At 60.7% G+C, this 16,882-nt stretch carries 15 protein-coding genes; 8 read left to right on the plus strand and 7 right to left on the minus strand.

Going from position 1 to position 16,882, the window contains the following annotated elements; all coding sequences use genetic code 11:
* Positions 1–143 precede the first annotated feature (143 nt).
* The 3 genes from K3557_RS06505 to K3557_RS06515 all read left to right on the plus strand — a co-directional run bounded on the left by K3557_RS06505 (position 144) and on the right by K3557_RS06515 (position 2,795).
* Entirely contained in the window at positions 144–1,619 is a 1,476-nt protein-coding gene (locus K3557_RS06505) for a leucyl aminopeptidase (RefSeq protein ID WP_259998539.1), read from the plus strand.
* A gap of 6 nt (positions 1,620–1,625) precedes the next feature.
* Positions 1,626–2,084, plus strand: a complete 459-nt coding sequence (locus K3557_RS06510) for a DNA polymerase III subunit chi (RefSeq protein ID WP_259998541.1) — start codon at positions 1,626–1,628, stop codon at positions 2,082–2,084.
* Positions 2,085–2,243: 159 nt separating this feature from the next.
* Complete coding sequence (locus K3557_RS06515; RefSeq protein WP_259998543.1) at positions 2,244–2,795, plus strand: CHAP domain-containing protein; 552 nt, start codon at positions 2,244–2,246, stop codon at positions 2,793–2,795.
* Positions 2,796–2,901: 106 nt separating this feature from the next.
* On the opposite strand, the gene K3557_RS06520 is transcribed toward K3557_RS06515, so the two are convergent.
* From K3557_RS06520 to K3557_RS06530, 3 genes are read right to left on the minus strand one after another with little or no spacing between them, the layout of a single operon-like run.
* A complete protein-coding gene (locus K3557_RS06520) occupies positions 2,902–3,483 on the minus strand; it encodes a TIGR02281 family clan AA aspartic protease (protein ID WP_129371171.1) in 582 nt (193 codons plus the stop codon).
* A 44-nt stretch (positions 3,484–3,527) separates the two neighbouring features.
* Positions 3,528–4,148 carry a MarC family protein gene (locus tag K3557_RS06525; protein ID WP_259991639.1) on the minus strand — a complete coding sequence of 207 codons (621 nt, stop codon included), beginning with the start codon at positions 4,146–4,148 and terminating at the stop codon, positions 3,528–3,530.
* A complete protein-coding gene (locus tag K3557_RS06530) occupies positions 4,145–5,998 on the minus strand; it encodes an ABC-F family ATP-binding cassette domain-containing protein (protein WP_259998545.1) in 1,854 nt (617 codons plus the stop codon). Before K3557_RS06530 ends, K3557_RS06525 begins: the two co-directional genes overlap by 4 nt.
* Positions 5,999–6,269: 271 nt before the next feature.
* On the opposite strand from K3557_RS06530, the gene ndk reads away from it, so the two are divergent.
* A complete protein-coding gene (ndk, locus tag K3557_RS06535) occupies positions 6,270–6,692 on the plus strand; it encodes a nucleoside-diphosphate kinase (RefSeq protein ID WP_027258644.1) in 423 nt (140 codons plus the stop codon).
* Between the two features lie 53 nt (positions 6,693–6,745).
* On the opposite strand, the gene K3557_RS06540 is transcribed toward ndk, so the two are convergent.
* The 3 genes from K3557_RS06540 to K3557_RS06550 form a co-directional block, all read right to left on the minus strand.
* Positions 6,746–7,261, minus strand: a complete 516-nt coding sequence (locus K3557_RS06540) for a DUF4112 domain-containing protein (RefSeq protein ID WP_259998547.1) — start codon at positions 7,259–7,261, stop codon at positions 6,746–6,748.
* Complete coding sequence (locus tag K3557_RS06545) at positions 7,254–7,424, minus strand: YqaE/Pmp3 family membrane protein (RefSeq protein ID WP_129371167.1); 171 nt, start codon at positions 7,422–7,424, stop codon at positions 7,254–7,256. Before K3557_RS06545 ends, K3557_RS06540 begins: the two co-directional genes overlap by 8 nt.
* A gap of 69 nt (positions 7,425–7,493) precedes the next feature.
* On the minus strand, positions 7,494–7,823 hold the full coding sequence (locus K3557_RS06550) for a TfoX/Sxy family protein (RefSeq protein WP_259998549.1): 330 nt from the start codon (positions 7,821–7,823) through the stop codon (positions 7,494–7,496).
* A gap of 163 nt (positions 7,824–7,986) precedes the next feature.
* On the opposite strand from K3557_RS06550, the gene K3557_RS06555 reads away from it, so the two are divergent.
* The gene (locus K3557_RS06555; RefSeq protein ID WP_259998551.1) at positions 7,987–9,216 is read left to right on the plus strand and encodes a cytochrome P450; all 1,230 of its coding nucleotides are present in this window, start codon (positions 7,987–7,989) and stop codon (positions 9,214–9,216) included.
* Positions 9,217–9,252: 36 nt separating this feature from the next.
* On the opposite strand, the gene K3557_RS06560 is transcribed toward K3557_RS06555, so the two are convergent.
* Positions 9,253–9,867 (minus strand): response regulator transcription factor, encoded by a 615-nt coding sequence (locus K3557_RS06560; RefSeq protein ID WP_259998553.1) that lies wholly within the window; start codon positions 9,865–9,867, stop codon positions 9,253–9,255.
* A 321-nt stretch (positions 9,868–10,188) separates the two neighbouring features.
* Here K3557_RS06560 and K3557_RS06565 point away from each other — a divergent pair, with 321 nt between their 5' ends.
* From K3557_RS06565 to K3557_RS06575, 3 genes are all read left to right on the plus strand, one after another.
* Positions 10,189–10,686 carry a molybdopterin-dependent oxidoreductase gene (locus tag K3557_RS06565; RefSeq protein ID WP_259998555.1) on the plus strand — a complete coding sequence of 166 codons (498 nt, stop codon included), beginning with the start codon at positions 10,189–10,191 and terminating at the stop codon, positions 10,684–10,686.
* A gap of 25 nt (positions 10,687–10,711) precedes the next feature.
* Positions 10,712–13,195 (plus strand): PAS domain-containing hybrid sensor histidine kinase/response regulator, encoded by a 2,484-nt coding sequence (locus K3557_RS06570; RefSeq protein WP_259998557.1) that lies wholly within the window; start codon positions 10,712–10,714, stop codon positions 13,193–13,195.
* A 528-nt stretch (positions 13,196–13,723) separates the two neighbouring features.
* Positions 13,724–16,678, plus strand: a complete 2,955-nt coding sequence (locus K3557_RS06575) for an SdrD B-like domain-containing protein (RefSeq protein WP_259998559.1) — start codon at positions 13,724–13,726, stop codon at positions 16,676–16,678.
* Positions 16,679–16,882 lie beyond the last annotated feature (204 nt).

A 16,882-nucleotide genomic window follows, 5' to 3' on the forward strand; every position in this document is an offset into this window, starting at 1 on the left:
GGGGAAAACTGCATTCTCGCAAGGCGCCTCATTCGGCGGCAGATCGCGGCCGCCGCGGGCGCAAAGGCGGGTCTGGCCAAGCGCCCCTGCGCAGGATACCTCTTATGCCAAGAACCATATGAAACCAGCAGGAGCGCGCGAGAATGAGCAGCCTAACCCCGATCCGTTTTGCCGAATACGACCCCAAGGCACTGTCGGAAATGACCGGCCGCGTGGCGGTGATGGTCACGCCCGAGGGCAGCTTGGATCAGGCCGCGCGCACCGCCAACCGGCTGAGCAAGGGCGCAATTGCCCGGCTGGTCGAATCGGACGGCTTCAAGAAGGCCAAGGCGGGTGATGTAGTGTCGCTCGGCTGGCCCGCAGGCATGCAGGCCGAGGCACTGGATGTGCTGGTTCTGCCGCGCAAGCTGACTCCGGCAGAGGCGCGCAAGGCGGGCGCAAAACTGGCCAAGGCGGCAGCGGGCAAGCGGCTGACGGTGATGGCCGGCAGCATGAACAAGGCTGCTGACCTCACCATGGGGCTGGCGCTGCGCGACTATGGCTTTGATGACCATAAGACCCCCGCCGAAGACAAGCCCGAGGGCGAGGTGGTGATCGCTTCCAAGATGCCGTCCGATCTGGAGGCCGCCTGCGCGCCGTTGCTGGCAGTGGCCGAGGGCGTTCACATGACCCGGGATTTGGTCAATGAGCCTGCCAATGTGCTGACCACCACGGAATTCGCCCGCCGTATCGAAGAGATGAAGGAGATCGGGCTTGAGGTTGAGGTCCTGGAAGAGGCGGACCTGGAAAAGCTGGGCATGCGCACGCTGCTGTGTGTTGGACAGGGCTCTGACAGCCCGTCCAAAGTGGCGGTGATGCAGTGGAAAGGCGGCGCCAAGGGCGCAGCCCCGCTGGCGCTGGTCGGCAAGGGCGTGGTGTTCGATACCGGCGGAATCTCCCTGAAGCCTGCGGGCGGCATGGAAGACATGACCATGGACATGGGCGGCGCCGGTGTTGTGGCCGGCACGATGAAGGCCCTGGCGCTGCGCAAAGCCAAGGCCAATGTGGTCGGGCTGGTCGGCCTTGTGGAGAACATGCCTTCGGGCAATGCCACCCGTCCGGGCGATGTGGTGAAATCGATGAAGGGCGACACGGTTGAGATCATCAACACCGACGCCGAGGGCCGTCTGGTTCTGTGTGATGTGCTTTGGTACGCGCAGGAGCGGTTCAAACCTGCGGGTGTTATCGATCTGGCGACCTTGACCGGCGCAATCATTATCGGCCTCGGGCATGAGAACGCTGGCGTGTTCTCCAATGATGACGATCTGTGCAATGCCTTCCTCAAGGCCGCGCGCTCCGAGGATGAAGGCGCCTGGCGGATGCCGTTGGGCAAGGCCTATGACGATCAGTTGAAATCGCGCATTGCCGATATGAAAAACGTTGGCGGGCGCCCGGCGGGTTCCATCACCGCGGCGCAGTTCCTGGCTAGGTTCATCAAGGACGATATGCCCTGGATCCATCTGGACATTGCCGGCGTTGCCTCGGTCAAGGCGGAAACGGACTATGCGCCCAAAGGCGCCACCGGCTGGGGCGTGATGGCACTGAACCGTCTGGTCGCGGATAAGTTCGAGGCGGAATAAACACTTATGGGCGCTGCCTATTTCTATCATCTGACGCGCAGGCCGCTGGAGGAAACCTTGCCGGTTCTTCTGGATAAGGCGCGCGGGGCGGGCTGGCGCATTGCGGTGCGCGGGCGCGACCCCGAGCGCATGGCCTGGCTGGATGACCGTCTGTGGCTGGGACCGGAGGAAAGCTTCCTGCCCCATGGCCTGGCGGGCGGCCCCCATGACGCGCTGCAGCCGGTTCTGCTGACCGCAGGGCCGGAGGCGGCCAATACCCCGGACTGTGTGATGGCGGTGGATGGCGCCGCGGTCAGCGCCGATGAGGTTCAGACGCTGAGCCGTGTCTGTATTCTGTTCGATGGCACCGATCCGCAAGCCGTGCAGCACGCCCGCAGCCAGTGGAAATCCCTGACAGATGCCGGCTGTTCCGCCCAATACTGGTCCGAAGAGGGCGGGCGTTGGGAGAAGAAGGCCGAGAAATAGGCCGGGAAACCGGCCTGTTAGCCCGCAGTATCGGCGGGATTTTGCCAATATCCTTCAGATTTGTTTCAGCTTGGCAGGAAATGCTCGCGCAAAAGGCGCTGCCGCAGTAATCCTCCCGGTCAAAAGATCAGAACAAAAGACCAGGACACTGGGGGACAGATGAAAAAATCACATGTGTTCCGTCGGGCGCGGCTGCTGCCGTTTGTTGGGGCGGGGCTGCTGTTTCTTGCCAATTGCGGTGATATTCAAGGCGGATCGGTGGCCCGGGCCGAGGCCGAGGCCGCGCGTCTGGAATACGCGGTTCAGGAAGTCCAGTCTTTGCAATCAAGAGGGAGCCGTGTCTGGTGCGTGCCCTTTGCCCGCAATGCCAGCGGGATTGAGATTTTCGGCAATGCCAAAACCTGGTGGGCACAGGCCAAGGGACAGTTCAGCCGCGGCCAGCAGCCGCAAACAGGCGCGGTGATGGCGTTCCGGGCGACCCGCTCCAATCCGCTGGGGCATGTGGCAGTGGTCTCCAAGGTAGAGGATTCGCGCCGGATCCGGATCAATCACGCCAACTGGCGCCGCAACAAGGTGTCGCTGGGCATGGCGGTGATTGACGTGTCTGCGGCAAACGACTGGTCCGCCGTTCGCTTGGAAAGCAATCCGGGGGCCTACGGGCGGGTCTATCCGATCAACGGCTTCATTCTGCCGGTTCCGGACAAAGGGTGATCGCAGGGCAGCGGCGCTGCCCCTCTTGCCCAAAGGAAGAAAAGTGCCTTGGCTTCTTTCTGGTCCTAAATACCCCTGCCGGAGGCCTGCGCCGCCAGGCGCATGATCAGCGGGTCAGCACCAATGCACCATTGCGGATTTCGATGCTGGACCAGCGCTGCAGGTAACCCATTCCCAAGAGGGATTGCTCCAGCTCGCCCTGGTTCACCCACACGCGCACATCCGTGTCGGTGATGCCGCCCAGCGACATTTCTTCGATCCAGACCGAGGCCGTGCGCACCTCGCCATTGGCGGTGCGGGCGCGGCCGAGATACGCAAGGCTGCCGGTATCGATGCCTGCACGCTCTGCATCGCGCGCGTTCAGCACAACTTCACTGGCGCCGGTGTCGACCAGGAACGGGACAGCTGCGCCGTTCACCTCAAGGGTCAGATAATAATGCCCGTCCGGCGCGCGCGGGACTTCGACCCGTCCGGCCTCCACCGCGACGCTTTGCTGCGGGCGCACGGTTTGGCGGATATCCTCCCACAGCCCGTAAGAGGCGATCACACCAAGGAAGATAAAGCCCCAGACCGCAAACATCTGCAGTGTCTTGCCGATGGATTGGCGGTTTTGCACAAACACCCAGGAACCCACTGCAACCAGCAGAACAACCAGATAGATAACCCGCCCGATCTCAAACTCGCCCATCTGCGCACCTCCTGAATATAATGTAGGCGGGCCGGGGCGTTATGCTAGCCTGCAAATCCAAAAGCGCGCAGCCCGTCGAGCACGAACTGCACGGAAAGCGCCGCCAGCAGCATGCCCAGAAGGCGGGTCACAACGGTGATGCCGGTCTTGCCCAGCAAGCGTTCGAACAGGCCGGAGAACAGACACATCACCAACAGGATCGCCAGCACCGCAACCACCACGCCCATCACCATGGCAAAGCCGGCGATGCCGGGCTGCTGCCCCGCCAGCAGGATGACAGTGGCGATGGACCCGGGGCCTGCAATCAGCGGGATCGCCAGCGGGAAGATGGACGGATCATCAAAATCATCCTCTTCGCTGCGGTCTTCGCGCCGCTTGTTGCGGCGTTCAAACAGCATATCAAGCGCAGTGAGGAACAACAGCACGCCCCCGGCAATGCGGAAGGCAGCCATGGAAATGCCCGCAAAGCCAAGCACCGCCTCGCCAAGTGCCGCAAACAGCGCAAGCAGAATTGCTGCGGTTATGGTCGAACGCAGGGCAATCGCACGCCGCTGTGCGGGTGTCATGCCCTGTGTCAGCGCCAGAAAGATCGGTGTCAGGCCGATCGGGTCAACAATGACAAACAGCGTGACAAATGAAGTGATCAGAAAGGCCGTGTCGATCACTGCGCCTCTGCTTTTTCCAGTTTCTCCACCGCTTTCAGCCACAGCTCCTCGGCGCGGTCCTGGGCTTCCATCACTTCGGCATATTTGCGCTGCCAGACAATGGCTTCGTCTTTGCGTCCGTCATCATATAGGGCAGGGTCCGCCAGTTTTTTAGCCAGCTTGTCGCGCATTTCGCTGACCTTCTCCAGGCGCGCCTCACCTTTGCGGACCTCGGCGCGCAGGGCCTGAATGGCGTCGCGGCTGGGGCGCTTGGGTTTTTCGGCCTTGGCCTTGGATTTGCCTGCGGGTTTGTCGCGCGTCAGCAGCAGATCGCGGTAGGCCGGCAGGTCGCCCTCAAACGGTTTCACCGTGCCGCCGGACACCAGCCACAGCCGGTCCGCGACCAGGCTAAGGAGGTGCATGTCGTGGCTGACCAGAATGACCGCACCGGAATAGGCGGTCAGCGCTTCGACCAGCGCCTCGCGGCTTTCGATATCCAGGTGGTTGGTCGGCTCATCGAGGATCAGTAGATGCGGAGCGGGCAGGGTGGCCAGCAGCAGCGACAGCCGCGCCTTTTGCCCGCCAGAGAGACGGCCAACTTCGGTATCAGCCTGATCCGACCCCAGGCCGAACCCGGCCAGCCGGGCCCGCAGCCGGGCCTGGCCTTCGTTCGGGCGTTCGCGCTGCAAATGCTGCAGCGGGGTTTCGTCAATGTGCAGCTCATCCACCTGATGCTGGGCAAAGAACCCGATCCGCAGCTTGCCGGACTGGGTCATCTTGCCGGCCATCACATCCAGACGGCCCGACAGCATTTTGGACAGGGTGGATTTACCCTCGCCGTTCTTGCCAAGCAGCGCGATGCGGTCGTCCTGATCAATACGCAGATCCAGACGGCTGAGGATCGCAGTGCCGTCATAGCCGACCGAGGCGCCCTCGGTTGCGATGATCGGCGGCGACAGCTCCTCAGGTTCGGGGAAGGTGAAAACGGTGCGTGCGGCGTCTTCGGGCGCGCGGATGGTCTCCATCTTCTCCAGCATTTTGACCCGGCTTTGCGCCTGTTTGGCCTTGCTGGCCTTGGCTTTGAACCGGTCCACAAAGGCCTGCAAATGCGCCCGGCGGGCGTCCTGCTTCTTGGCCTGTGCTGCCTGATTGGCGCGGTTTGCGGCGCGCTGACGGGCAAACTGGTCATAGTTGCCGGAGTAATAGGTCAGGCCCAGCTCTTCGAGATGCAGAATGCCGTTCACCGAGCGGTTCAGCAGTTCGCGGTCGTGGCTGATGATGATCACCGTATGCGGATATTTCACAAGATAGGCTTCGAGCCACAGCGCGCCTTCAAGATCCAGATAGTTGGTTGGTTCGTCCAGCAGCAAGAGGTCAGGCTGTGAAAACAGCACCGCAGCCAGGGCCACCCGCATCCGCCAGCCACCCGAATAGTCGGAGCAAGGGCGTTGCTGGGCGGCAAAATCAAACCCGAGACCTTTGAGGATGGCAGCGGCGCGTGCCTCGGCCGACCATGCGTCGATATCTGAAAGCCGGGTCTGAATTTCGGCAATCCGTCCGGGATCCTGCGCGGTCTCGGACTCGGCCATCAATTCGGCGCGTTCAGTGTCCGCAGCAAGCACCGTATCGATCAGCGACACGTTTGAAGATGGCGCTTCCTGGGCAATGCCGCCGATCCGCGCTTTGCTGGGCAGGGAAATGGCGCCGGATTCCAGCGACAGCTCATTGCGGATCAGCCGGAACAGCGTGGTTTTGCCGGTGCCGTTGCGGCCGACCAATCCAACCTTGTGGCCAGTGGGGATCGTGGCGCTGGCGCCATCGAACAAAAGACGGCCTTCGACCGCATAGGATATATCGCTGATACGTAACATGGGCCTTGCACTGGGGTACTGTCTGGCCCTTGTCAATGGGGCAGGCCATGTGCGGGCGCCGGACGTCGCTGGCTGTGGCCGGCTTATTGCAGATGCGCGGCAAGATCAGCATAGGTTCAGGAGGCACAGTCAACGGGCTGCGCGTCGCCTTTGCTGCTGCGTCAAAGCTGCGCAATCCCCTCTTTATCCTGTCACAGAGCCATGCTATCGGGGCGGCAATTCGTAACGGGCCGGGCATGATGTCCGGCTTTTCAGCACAGGAGTCTGCCCCATGGCACTGGAACGCACTTTCTCGATCATCAAGCCCGACGCAACCCGCCGCAACCTGACCGGCGCAATCAACGCCAAATTCGAAGAAGCCGGTCTGCGCGTTGTGGCGCAAAAGCGCATTCACCTGACCCAGGCGCAGGCAGGCGAGTTCTACAAAGTGCACGCTGAGCGTCCCTTCTACGGTGAGCTGTGCGAATTCATGGCGTCCGCTCCGATCGTTGCGCAGGTTCTGGAAGGCGAAAACGCCATTGCCAAAAACCGCGAAGTGATGGGCGCCACCAACCCGGCAGACGCTGCGGCCGGCACCATCCGCGCCGAATTTGCTGAGTCGGTTGGCGAAAACTCCGTGCACGGTTCCGACGCACCGGAAACCGCAGCTGTTGAGATCGCTTACTTCTTCTCCGGCCTCGAGCTGGTCGGCTAAGCCGCAGGCTAAGCGATGACTGAAGGCCGCGCCGGGCAACTGGCGCGGTTTTTTTATGAGTTGGAGAAAGCGGTTTTAAGCCCGCTGTGCTGCCGGTTGCGCGGTCTGGGGGGCCGATTCCGCGTGGCGAAGCGGCTGAAGGCTGCCAAGTCCTTCGGCGCGATCAGGTTGGAAAAGCCGCGCCGCGCAAGACGTTTTGCCAAAGGTTCCTCCGGCGCGGCTGATTGTTCCAGGTGGCGGCGCAGCAGGGCGACGTTGCGAGTGTTGGCCTTCCAGCCAATGTCAAAAAGATCGCCGGCCAGCGGGATCGAACCAACAAGCGCATCAATGCCTATATTGACAGCCATGCGCACCAGCGTTCCTTTTGAAGCACCCATGCGATGGCCCGAGAGCAGGATATAGCCCGCAGGCAGCAGCGCCACCGCGTCGCCTACGCCCGGGATGAGACCCAGAATGCTGTCCCAGCCGATCCGCGTTCCGATCAAGGGAATGCGGAATGCGCGGTCCATGCGGTGTGCCAGGCGCTGCAATGAATGCAGGCGGTGTTCGTGATGCGCGGTGTCAGGCATGTTCAGGCGTCTTTGCGATAATCCAGACAGCGTGCACGATGCCCGGAATATAGCCGAGGATCGTCAGCAGGATATTCAGCCAGAAATGCTTGCCCAGGCCGACCTGCAGAAATACGCCAAGCGGCGGCAGGATGACTGCAAAAATAATCCGGATCAGGTCCATCAAGGATCTCCTTTGGTTAGTGTCCCGTTGACGACCCAACCCCCGGATACCCCATTTGGTTCCATCCAGCTATTTGCGCGCGACAACGCCGATCATGTCCAAGGTTGCCTCGAAAGCTGCTTGATAGGTATCAAAGCTGTTGGCCTTGATCTCGTCAAAGCGCTGGCGAAGCTCTTCTTTTTCCTTGCCTTTGCAATCATTCCAAGGCCGCCCCTGCAGTGCCATCACCAGCACGTAATAGCCGATGAAATGCGGCCGGGTACCGGTTTGCAGAAGTTTGGCATAGGCCGCATCAGCGCCAATGGCGCGCAGGTCCTCGGCCGAAGAAATACCGGCCCGTTGGCAGGCGTCCTCATACGCGGGGCCAAGGTTTCGGATGGAAGAAATCGGTGTGTTCATGTTTTGTTTCTAGCGGCTCTTTGCGCCGATGTCACGCTGCAATCTTGCCTTTTCGCGAATTGTGCAGGGGCGTCCTGACGCTGGGTTTCTTGCCGCAATGGCGGATTGACAGTCGCATTTCCTGCGGGAACGCTGACCGGAAAGGCCAGCGGGAGGGTGCCAGATGGGCAGCGGACAGCAAGTATCTGTGAATATTAAGGAGTTTAACCTGGCGAACCCGCCGAAGGGGTTCCTGGGGGATCCCTTTCCCTTTTACGATGCCTTGTTGCGCGAGGCGCCGGTGCTGCCGCAGCCGGATGGGTCGCTGCTGGTCTGCCGCCATGCCGATCTGGACAGGGTCTATCGGGACACCACGCTGTTTTCCTCGGACAAGAAGAAAGCTTTTGCGCCAAAATTCGGCGCGGGGTCGCCGTTGTTTGAGCATCACACCACTTCGCTGGTGTTTTCCGATCCGCCGTTGCATACGCGGGTGCGCAGGATCATGACCTCGGCGCTGACGCCGCGGGCAATTGCCCGGATGGAGCCGGGGCTGGTTGAGACGGTTGACCGCTTGCTGGACAGAATGGCGGGAGCAGCCAATGTGGATCTGATCGAGGATTTTGCCGCCTCCATTCCGATCCAGATCATCGGCAACCTGCTGGACGTGCCGATGGCGGAGCGGGCGCCGCTGCGTGACTGGTCGCTGGCTATCCTGGGGGCGCTGGAGCCTGCGCTGAAAGCTGATCAGCTGGCCGCAGGGCACCAGGCGGTGGAAGAGTTCAAGGCCTACCTGCAGGATTTGATCGCCCGGCGGCGGGCCAAACCAGGGGACATTGAGACCGACGTGCTGACACGGCTGATCAACGGTGAGGGGGCGGATGGCGCCCTCAGCGAGGTTGAGCTGATCCAGAATTGTATCTTTATCCTGAATGCAGGCCACGAGACGACCACCAACCTGATCGGCAACGGGCTGGCGCTGCTGAATGACCATCCGGACCAAAAGCAGCGGCTGCTGCAGCAGCCGGAGCTGATCAAACCTGCCATCGAGGAGGTTCTGCGTGTCCGGTCGCCCAATCAGCTGGGCAACCGGGAAACCACGGCGGGTGTGGACATCGGCGGTATGCAGGTTCCTGCGGGGACCAACTTGCATCTGCTGATCGGGGCGGCGAACCGCGATCCGGAGGTGTTTGAAAAGCCCGGTGTCTTTGATATTAACCGGACGCCGAACCGGCATCTGGCCTTTGCCGGCGGGCCGCATGTCTGCGTCGGGCTGACGCTGGCGCGGCTGGAGGGGAGGATCGCCATTGAACGCCTGCTGCACCGTTTCCCGGGCTATCGCCTGCTGACTGGCCGGGTGCCGGGCGGGCGAATCCGCTTTCGCGGCTATGCGGCGCTGCCGGCGGAAATGGAGTGAAAAAGGCTCAACAGGGGCGCTGTCAGGCTGGCCGGCTCAGAACAGCCCGGCCGCCTTGGCGGTCAGCGCGGCCTGGGTCCGGTTCTTGGCCTCCAGCTTGCGGCAAAGCGTGCGCACATGCAGTTTGATCGTCACTTCCTGCAACTCCAGTTCGCGGGCGATTTCCTTGTTCGACAAGCCGCGGCACAATCCGTTCAGCACTTCCAATTCGCGCGGGCTGAGTTTTTCAGCCAGCGGATGGGTGCTGGCCGAGGCGTCTTCACGCATCAAATTGACGGGCACGTAGATCTCTCCCGCGCTCATGAAGCGCACGGCATTCAGCAGTGACTGCGCGCCCATGGTCTTGGGGATGAACCCGATGGCGCCGGCATCCAGGGCCTCCTGCGCGGTGCGGGCGGGTGCGCTGCCGGACAGAATGGCCACGCCCTTGCCGCCATTGGCCTCAAGCGCCTTGGCCAGGCCGTCGAGCCCCATCATTCCGGGCATGTTGAAGTCAAGCAGCACCAGGTCGTAGGGGCCCTGTTCGCAAATCTGCGAGATCGCACCAGGCAGATCCGTCGCCAAAGCGACCTCAGCACCGCCCTCGGATTTGAGGTAGGCGGAGATTGTTTCGCGGACCATATCATGATCGTCTGCCAGCAAAATGCGCATGTAGCCACTAGACCTGTTCTTTATTTCCCGGTCCCAGTCTACAGCGACAAGGGTTTCAAAACTGTCAACCTTGGATTGCGGCCTGGACTGGGGTGTGAACATCTGCTGCTGCTCCTGTGCGTGTACTGGAAATTTTATTGATATTACGACGTTCTGACGGTCTCCGGTAAGCCAACATTAGGGTGATGGCGCTACTCTGGCGGTTGTGCACCCTATACGAAAGGTCATGAACCTATCCTCAGGTGCCGGTTTTCGGGGCGAGCGGATATGCCATGCTTTGCCCGGTTGTTGTGGAAACTGCCTTAAAAGAGGAGTGCTGGAATGAGAGGGTTGATTTCGCAGGTCGCGGCCTTGGCTTCGCTAGCAGTCATGGCTTGTGCAGCCGCAGGTTTTGCGGATGAAGCGCAACCGGTGCTGCTGTCGGTCGGCGTGGAGGGCGCGGCGGAACCTGCGGCGCAATACACGATCGAGGATCTGCGTGCGCTGGCTCCGGTCACCTTTGAGACGGAGACCATCTGGACCACCGGGCCGCAGCAATTCACCGGCGTGCCGCTGGCTGTTCTGGTGGGGCGGATGGATGTCAGCAGCGGGCGGCTTGTAGCTTATGCGGTGAATGACTATGCGGTGGAAATCCCTGTTGCGGATGCGGTTGACGGAGGCCCAATTGTTGCCTTTGAGCGCAACGGTGCAGAAATGTCCCTGCGCAACAAGGGGCCGCTATGGGTGGTGTACCCTTATGACAGCAACCCGGCTTACCGCACCGAAGAAGTCTTTTCGCGCAGTATTTGGCAACTGGACCGGATCGTAATTCAGCCGTGAATGGCAGGCAGGGAGCAGTCAGGTGATGCTGCGCGGATTTCCAACGATGCCGCGCTGGGTATTGGCGCTGGTGCTGGCGATTGCGGCGGCGCTGGCAGCGCAGTCTGTGCGGCTGGGGCATCAGGTGCTGCAGCAACTGGGCGGGCTGTCGACCGCCGCAACCGACAATATGCAATGGAACCTGTCCCAGGCCGAAGTTGAGCATCTCAAGCTGGAGGCGGCGGTCCTGACGGCCAGCGCGCCCGGGGATCTGCGCCGGCTGCGGCGTCAGTTCGATATCTACTACAGCCGGATTGCCACCTTCCGCGAAAGCCCGCTGTTTGAAGATTTGCGCCAAAGCCCGGCAGGTGCAGCCCTGCTGCAGCAGATGCAGGACCGGCTGGACCGCATGGCTGTGGTTGTTGACAGTGGCAACCAGCCGTTGCTGGACAGCTTGCCGGAGCTTGCCGCCGAACTGGTGCAAAATAGCGGTGATGTGCGTGAACTTGCGTTGTTTGGTGTCGTGCTGCAGGTGGAGGATTCCAAGGATAAGCGGCTGAAACTGTTCACCATCCTGACGCGTCTTGGCTGGGTGGTGCTGGCCCTGGTGCTGGCGCTGGCGCTGGCGGCGCTGCTGCTTGGGCGGCTCTACCGTAAAGGCCGCAGGCTGGCAGTGGAGCGCAGCCGCTCTGCCGCGCGGATGGAGGCGATGATTGCCTCCTCGCTGGATGCGATTCTGGTGGTCGGTGCGGACGGCAGTATTCTTGCCTTCAACGGGGCGGCGGAGTCGGTGTTCGGCTACAGCAAGGCTGAGGCCATGGGCCAGCAGATGGTCAACCTGATTGTGCCGGACCACCTGCAAGAGGCGCATCAGGCCGGCATGAAACGGTTTCTGCAAACCGGTGAGGCGCAGGTGGCCGGCAAAGGCCGGCTGCAGCTGGAAGCGCGGCGCAAGTCCGGCGAACTATTCCCGGTCGAGCTGTCGGTTTCGGTCAGCCAATCGGGAAACGAACTGGTCTTTGTCGGCTTCCTGCGCGACATCTCCGAGCGGATCGCTGCGGAAGAGGAATTGCGACGGGCGCGGGACGACGCGCTGGCCGGCGAGCGCGCCAAGCAAAACCTGCTGACGGTGATGAGCCACGAGATGCGCACCCCGCTGACCGGGGTTCTTGGGGCCATCGACCTGATCGAGGGAACCGAACCGACACCGGAGCAGCGCCGCTACTTGCAGGCGATGCGGGTTTCGGGCGGCTTGCTGCTGCAGCATGTGAATGACGTGCTGGAGCTGTCGCGGCTGGAGGCCGGCGCCGATACAGAGAAACGGCGGATCTTTGATCTGGAGGAGCTTATCAGCGGTCTGGTGGAAAGCCAGCAGGCCAGCGCCAAGGGCAGGGGGATCGATCTGTCGCTGCACTGCAGCCTTGGCGGCAAGCCGGTGGTGGCCGGGCGGCCGCGCGCCGTGCAGCAGGTGCTTTTGAACCTGATTGGCAACGCTTTGAAGTTCACCAGCGATGGCGCGGTGAGCGTGGATGTGATGCGGCTGCCGGACGGGGAGACGGTGGAATTCCATGTCGCGGACACCGGCCAAGGCATCGCGCCCGGCGACCTTGACCGGATTTTCGAAGATTTCATCACTCTGGATTCCAGCTATGGCCGCGGCAGCGAGGGCACGGGGCTGGGACTGGCAATCACCAAGCGTCTGGTGCAGGCCATGGGCGGTACGATTACATGCGAAAGCGAGCTGGGTGAAGGCAGCCTGTTCACCATCTCACTGGTGTTACCGGCGGCCAAGGCGCCGCCGCGCCAGGCAGCACGGGACAGACCCTGCCGGAATGGCGCCTGCCGTCTGCTGATCGCCGAGGACAACGACATCAACCGCGAGCTTCTGGCCACGATGCTGCGCCAGGAGGGGCATCAGGTGACGGCTGTGCCAGGCGGTGCCGAGGCTGTGCAGGCGGCGGAAGGGGGGCGGTTCGATCTGATTCTGATGGACATCAGCATGCCGCAGGTGGACGGGATCGAAGCACTGCGCCGGATCCGCGCCCAGCAGCTGGCCGAGGGCACCGACATTGTGGCGCTCACCGCGCATGCCGCCGCGGAGGACCACGCCCGCATTCTGGATGCCGGATTTGCCGAAGTTCTGACCAAACCGGCCAACAAGGCTGAACTGGCTGAAGTGATAGACCGCCGGGCAGGCAGCGGGGTCAAGGTGCTGCCCGGAATGCAGTCGGACATCCACCAGTTTTTTGAAGCCCTTGGGCAAGACCGGGCACGCAGCTTTCTGGCTTCATTTTGCGAGGAGGTAAATCAGCTCCAGGACGGGCTGCAGGGTTGCGCGGTTCTCGACGATGGCCAGCGCAAGGAGGCGCACCGGCTGGCAGGGTCGGCGGCAGTTCTGGGCCTGTCCGGCCTGCGCGCGGCGATGCTTGCGATCGAGACGGCGGAAGAAGGGGGGAAGCCTCCGGTTGCGCTATTCCAGCAGGCCTGGGCCAGCGCAGCACTGGTTCTGGCCCCGCATTTGCACGTGTAAACCGGTTTCCGTGTCAGCGGCAGATGGGGCAGAATCCGCCGGATGTGCCGCACCCGGTCCGATTTGATCCGGAAAACAGATTGGGATCCGCTTTTGCGGTGTTCTTTTTTCGGCCCTTGGCAGCGATTGGAAGGCCGGTTTGTTACGGCGGATAGAGGTTGTTTTTAAAGCATGTTTGACAAGGCTCCGGCCGCATTTGGAGTGACGCTCTATTGTTCTGCGCAACCGGCCGGATACTTTTCCCATTGACAAAAAAAATTGCGCTTTAGTTTAGAAGGTGGCTGCCAGGAGCGGGGTGTTGTTTCCGGTGGCCAAGAATGGGGAAAATACGCTGCCTGGGGACAGACTGAGCCGCAAATGGCCGAGAAAAACAACTTTCATTGCGCAGTAAGAGCCGCAGCCGGTTTCGTTTGAAGCCGGTTCGCGCGGATCGTCTGTATTGTGAATTGAGGTTTCCGAGGCCAGGAGGCCGGGCTGAACCCTGGGGCGTTTTTTGTAACGAGTTGCGCCTGATCGGGGGAAGTGAAAGTGACCTATAGCTACCGGAATTACGAATGGACTGCATTTACCGAAGCAGATCTTTTGGATCAAGGAGGAAATGGATCCAGCTTTGGGTACGGTGACACCTTCAGCATGCCGGCAAGTGCCACGGTGTGCCTGTCCACAAAAGACAACGACTATTTTTTGTCGGGTGACTATTACAGAAACGAGCGCGCGGATGACAGGTACGGCCAAAACGCTTATGTCGATGGTGAACCGGCAGGCGGGAAGATGTATGCCGAAAGCTATCACGTCCTGAAAGGCTCGGACGGCAATACCTACTATCTGATCGAAATCGAGATCGAAGGCCATGACGCCCCGGGACAGGGCGAAGACTATTTCACCTTTTACAATGATGTTCCCCCGGCCGGGGTTGAATTGACAGTGGTCAAGACCTGCGGCGTCAAAGGCAACTGGGTTGACTACAAATGCCTTGGCGCGGGTGACAAGATTGAAACGGGATCCATTTCGGGAACCGTTTTTTGCGATTTGGATTGCGACGGCATTAACGGGGAGGTGGCCACCATCCCAGGTTGCGATTACACGATCGAAGCCGAGAATATGCACAAGAGCGGCTTTAAGACGGTGGACGGTAACCAGGCGTCCGGCGGTGAGCTTGTCAAGCTGGCTTATGCAGGCTGCTACGGCACGCTGTGCACCACCTTTGACGGCAAAACCGGTGTCTATGACGTAAAGATACGCGTGCAGGATGAAAACGACGGCCAAAGCACGATCAAGCTGAAAGTGGATGGTCAGTTGGTCGAAGCAATCCGGCTGGATGCCGATTCAGACGGCGGCGGGTCGAATGATGGCGGCTTTTCAACCTATGTCATCAAGGATGTTGCCATCAGCAATGGGGAAGACATCACGATCAAGACCAAGGGCGATGGCTACGAATATGTGCGCATCGATAACATCGTTCTCGAAGGCCAGGACCAGCAGGAAATGGTCTCGGAGCCGGGCAAGGCTGATGTCACGATCAAGCTGCTTGATGCCGGCGGCATGGTTGTTGCCACAACGACCACCGATGCCGAAGGGAACTACCGGTTCGACGGCATCGAACCCGGTGATTACAAGATCATGGGGGTGGCGCCTGACGGCACCGAATTCACCATTCAGGACGCCGGTTCGGACGACGCGGTCGATTCAGATGTTGATGAAAACGGCATGTCGGGCGTGATCACTGTCGGGGCAAACACGGAATCTGATATCGACCTTGGTGTTGTCGACCCCCAGCCGGGTTCGCTCTCGGGCCGGTATTTCGAGGACACCGATGGCAGTGACACCGACAATGGCGAACCAGGCGTGGCCGGCGCAGAAGTCACTTTGACCAACCTTGATACGGGTGAGGTTTTCACCACAAGCACAGACGGTGACGGTCTTTATTCGTTCACCGACCTGGAGCCAGGTTCTTATGAAGTCTTCTTTGCCGAGATCGACGGCTTTGGATTCGTTGCTCAGGACCAGGGGGGCGACGATACAGTCGACTCCGATGTAAACATGTCCGGCAAGGCTGAAATTATTGAAATCCGAAAAGGCGAAACTGTTGAAGACATCGACGCTGGCATCCGGCCTTGCGGACGGATCGACGGTGAGGTGCGCGTAGACGACGTGCTGGTTGGCTGTGATACCGACGACAGTATCCGAGCGTTCTCAGGTAATGACTTCGTCGATGCGCGTGGCGGCAATGACACTATAGATCTTGCCGGTGGCAATGACACGGTCATCGGGGGGGCGGGCGATGATACAATCGACGGCGGCCTTGATTTCGACATTGCAGTCTTCGCCGGCGCGCTTGCAGATTACACGATCACCCTGAATACTCCAGGCGGCGGCTCGCTCACAGTGACAGGACCGGATGGTGAAGACCTGTTGATTGATATGGAATTGCTGCGGTTTGACGATCAGGACGTTCTGGTCTCATCCCTGATCCTTTCCGCTAGTGATGATACTGCTGATTTGCCAGCGCTGAACGGCAGCGTGAGTGTTGATGTGCTGGCCAACGACAATCCAGGTCAGGCCCCCGGCACGCCAGTTGTCATGTCCGTAACTGACGGACAGTTTGGCACGGCATCAGTCGAGCCGGACGGTCAGATCACCTACACCGCCACTGCGGAAGCAACCGGTGGATTTGACGTTGTGAGCTATACCGTTGTTGACAGCCAGGGCCGGATGGCGACGGCTGAACTTCTGCTGGGTGATATTGCGGCTCCGGATGCATCGGCGCCGGGTGCTGTGGTGCTGGGCGACGGGGGCGAAACCTTTGAGGGCTCAGGCCTGGATGACGTCATAATCGGCGGCAGCGGCAATGATTCCATCACGGGCCGGGGTGGCAATGATGGCATCGACGGTGCAGGCGGCAACGACACTGTTCAGGGATCGGCCGGCGATGACACAATCATTGGCGGTGAAGGCGATGACGATCTGTCGGGCAATCTTGGTAATGATCTCATTTCCGGCGGCAGCGGCAATGACGAGATTTCCGGCAGCGGAGATAACGACCAGATACTGGGCGGGGACGGAGATGACGACATCAGTGCCAACCCAGGCGACGATTTTATCTTTGCTGGCGCCGGCAATGACGAGATCAGCGGCAATGTTGGAAGCGAAATGATTTTTGCAGGCCAGGGTGATGATGAAATAAATCGTATCGGTGAGGGCGCGGATATGGCCTTTGGCGGTGATGGCGATGACGTTTTTGTTTGGCGCGACTTCCAGGCGGATGGCGTGCGCGATCTGATCGACGGGCAGTCAGGTATCGATACGCTTGAGGTGCAGGTGGCTGCTGCGGACTTTGCTGCGATGCAAGTCGAAGTTGACGCTTATCTGATGTCGCTGGCTGCAAATGCAGATGACACCAATGGTGTCGCCTCAAGCTACAGCTTCTCAACAATCGCACTGGATATCGCAAATATTGAAAATATCGACCTTACTTTCGCGTAGGGGCTTGATCAAGAATGAGGCGCGGCAATAAATCCTTGCCGCGCCTTGGGTTTTCAAAAAACATCTATACCGTTTGGTATACGCAGCCGCGGCGAGGGTAATTGCAAAAGCGGCCCCCGCAGATTTCAGCCATGTCCGAAGTCACCACTCCAAAAGCGGGCGTCACCTGGGCGGGGCTGATTGCTGGCCGGATCGTGCTTTTGC

Source organism: Leisingera sp. M523 (assembly GCF_025141335.1).
Classification (GTDB): domain Bacteria; phylum Pseudomonadota; class Alphaproteobacteria; order Rhodobacterales; family Rhodobacteraceae; genus Leisingera.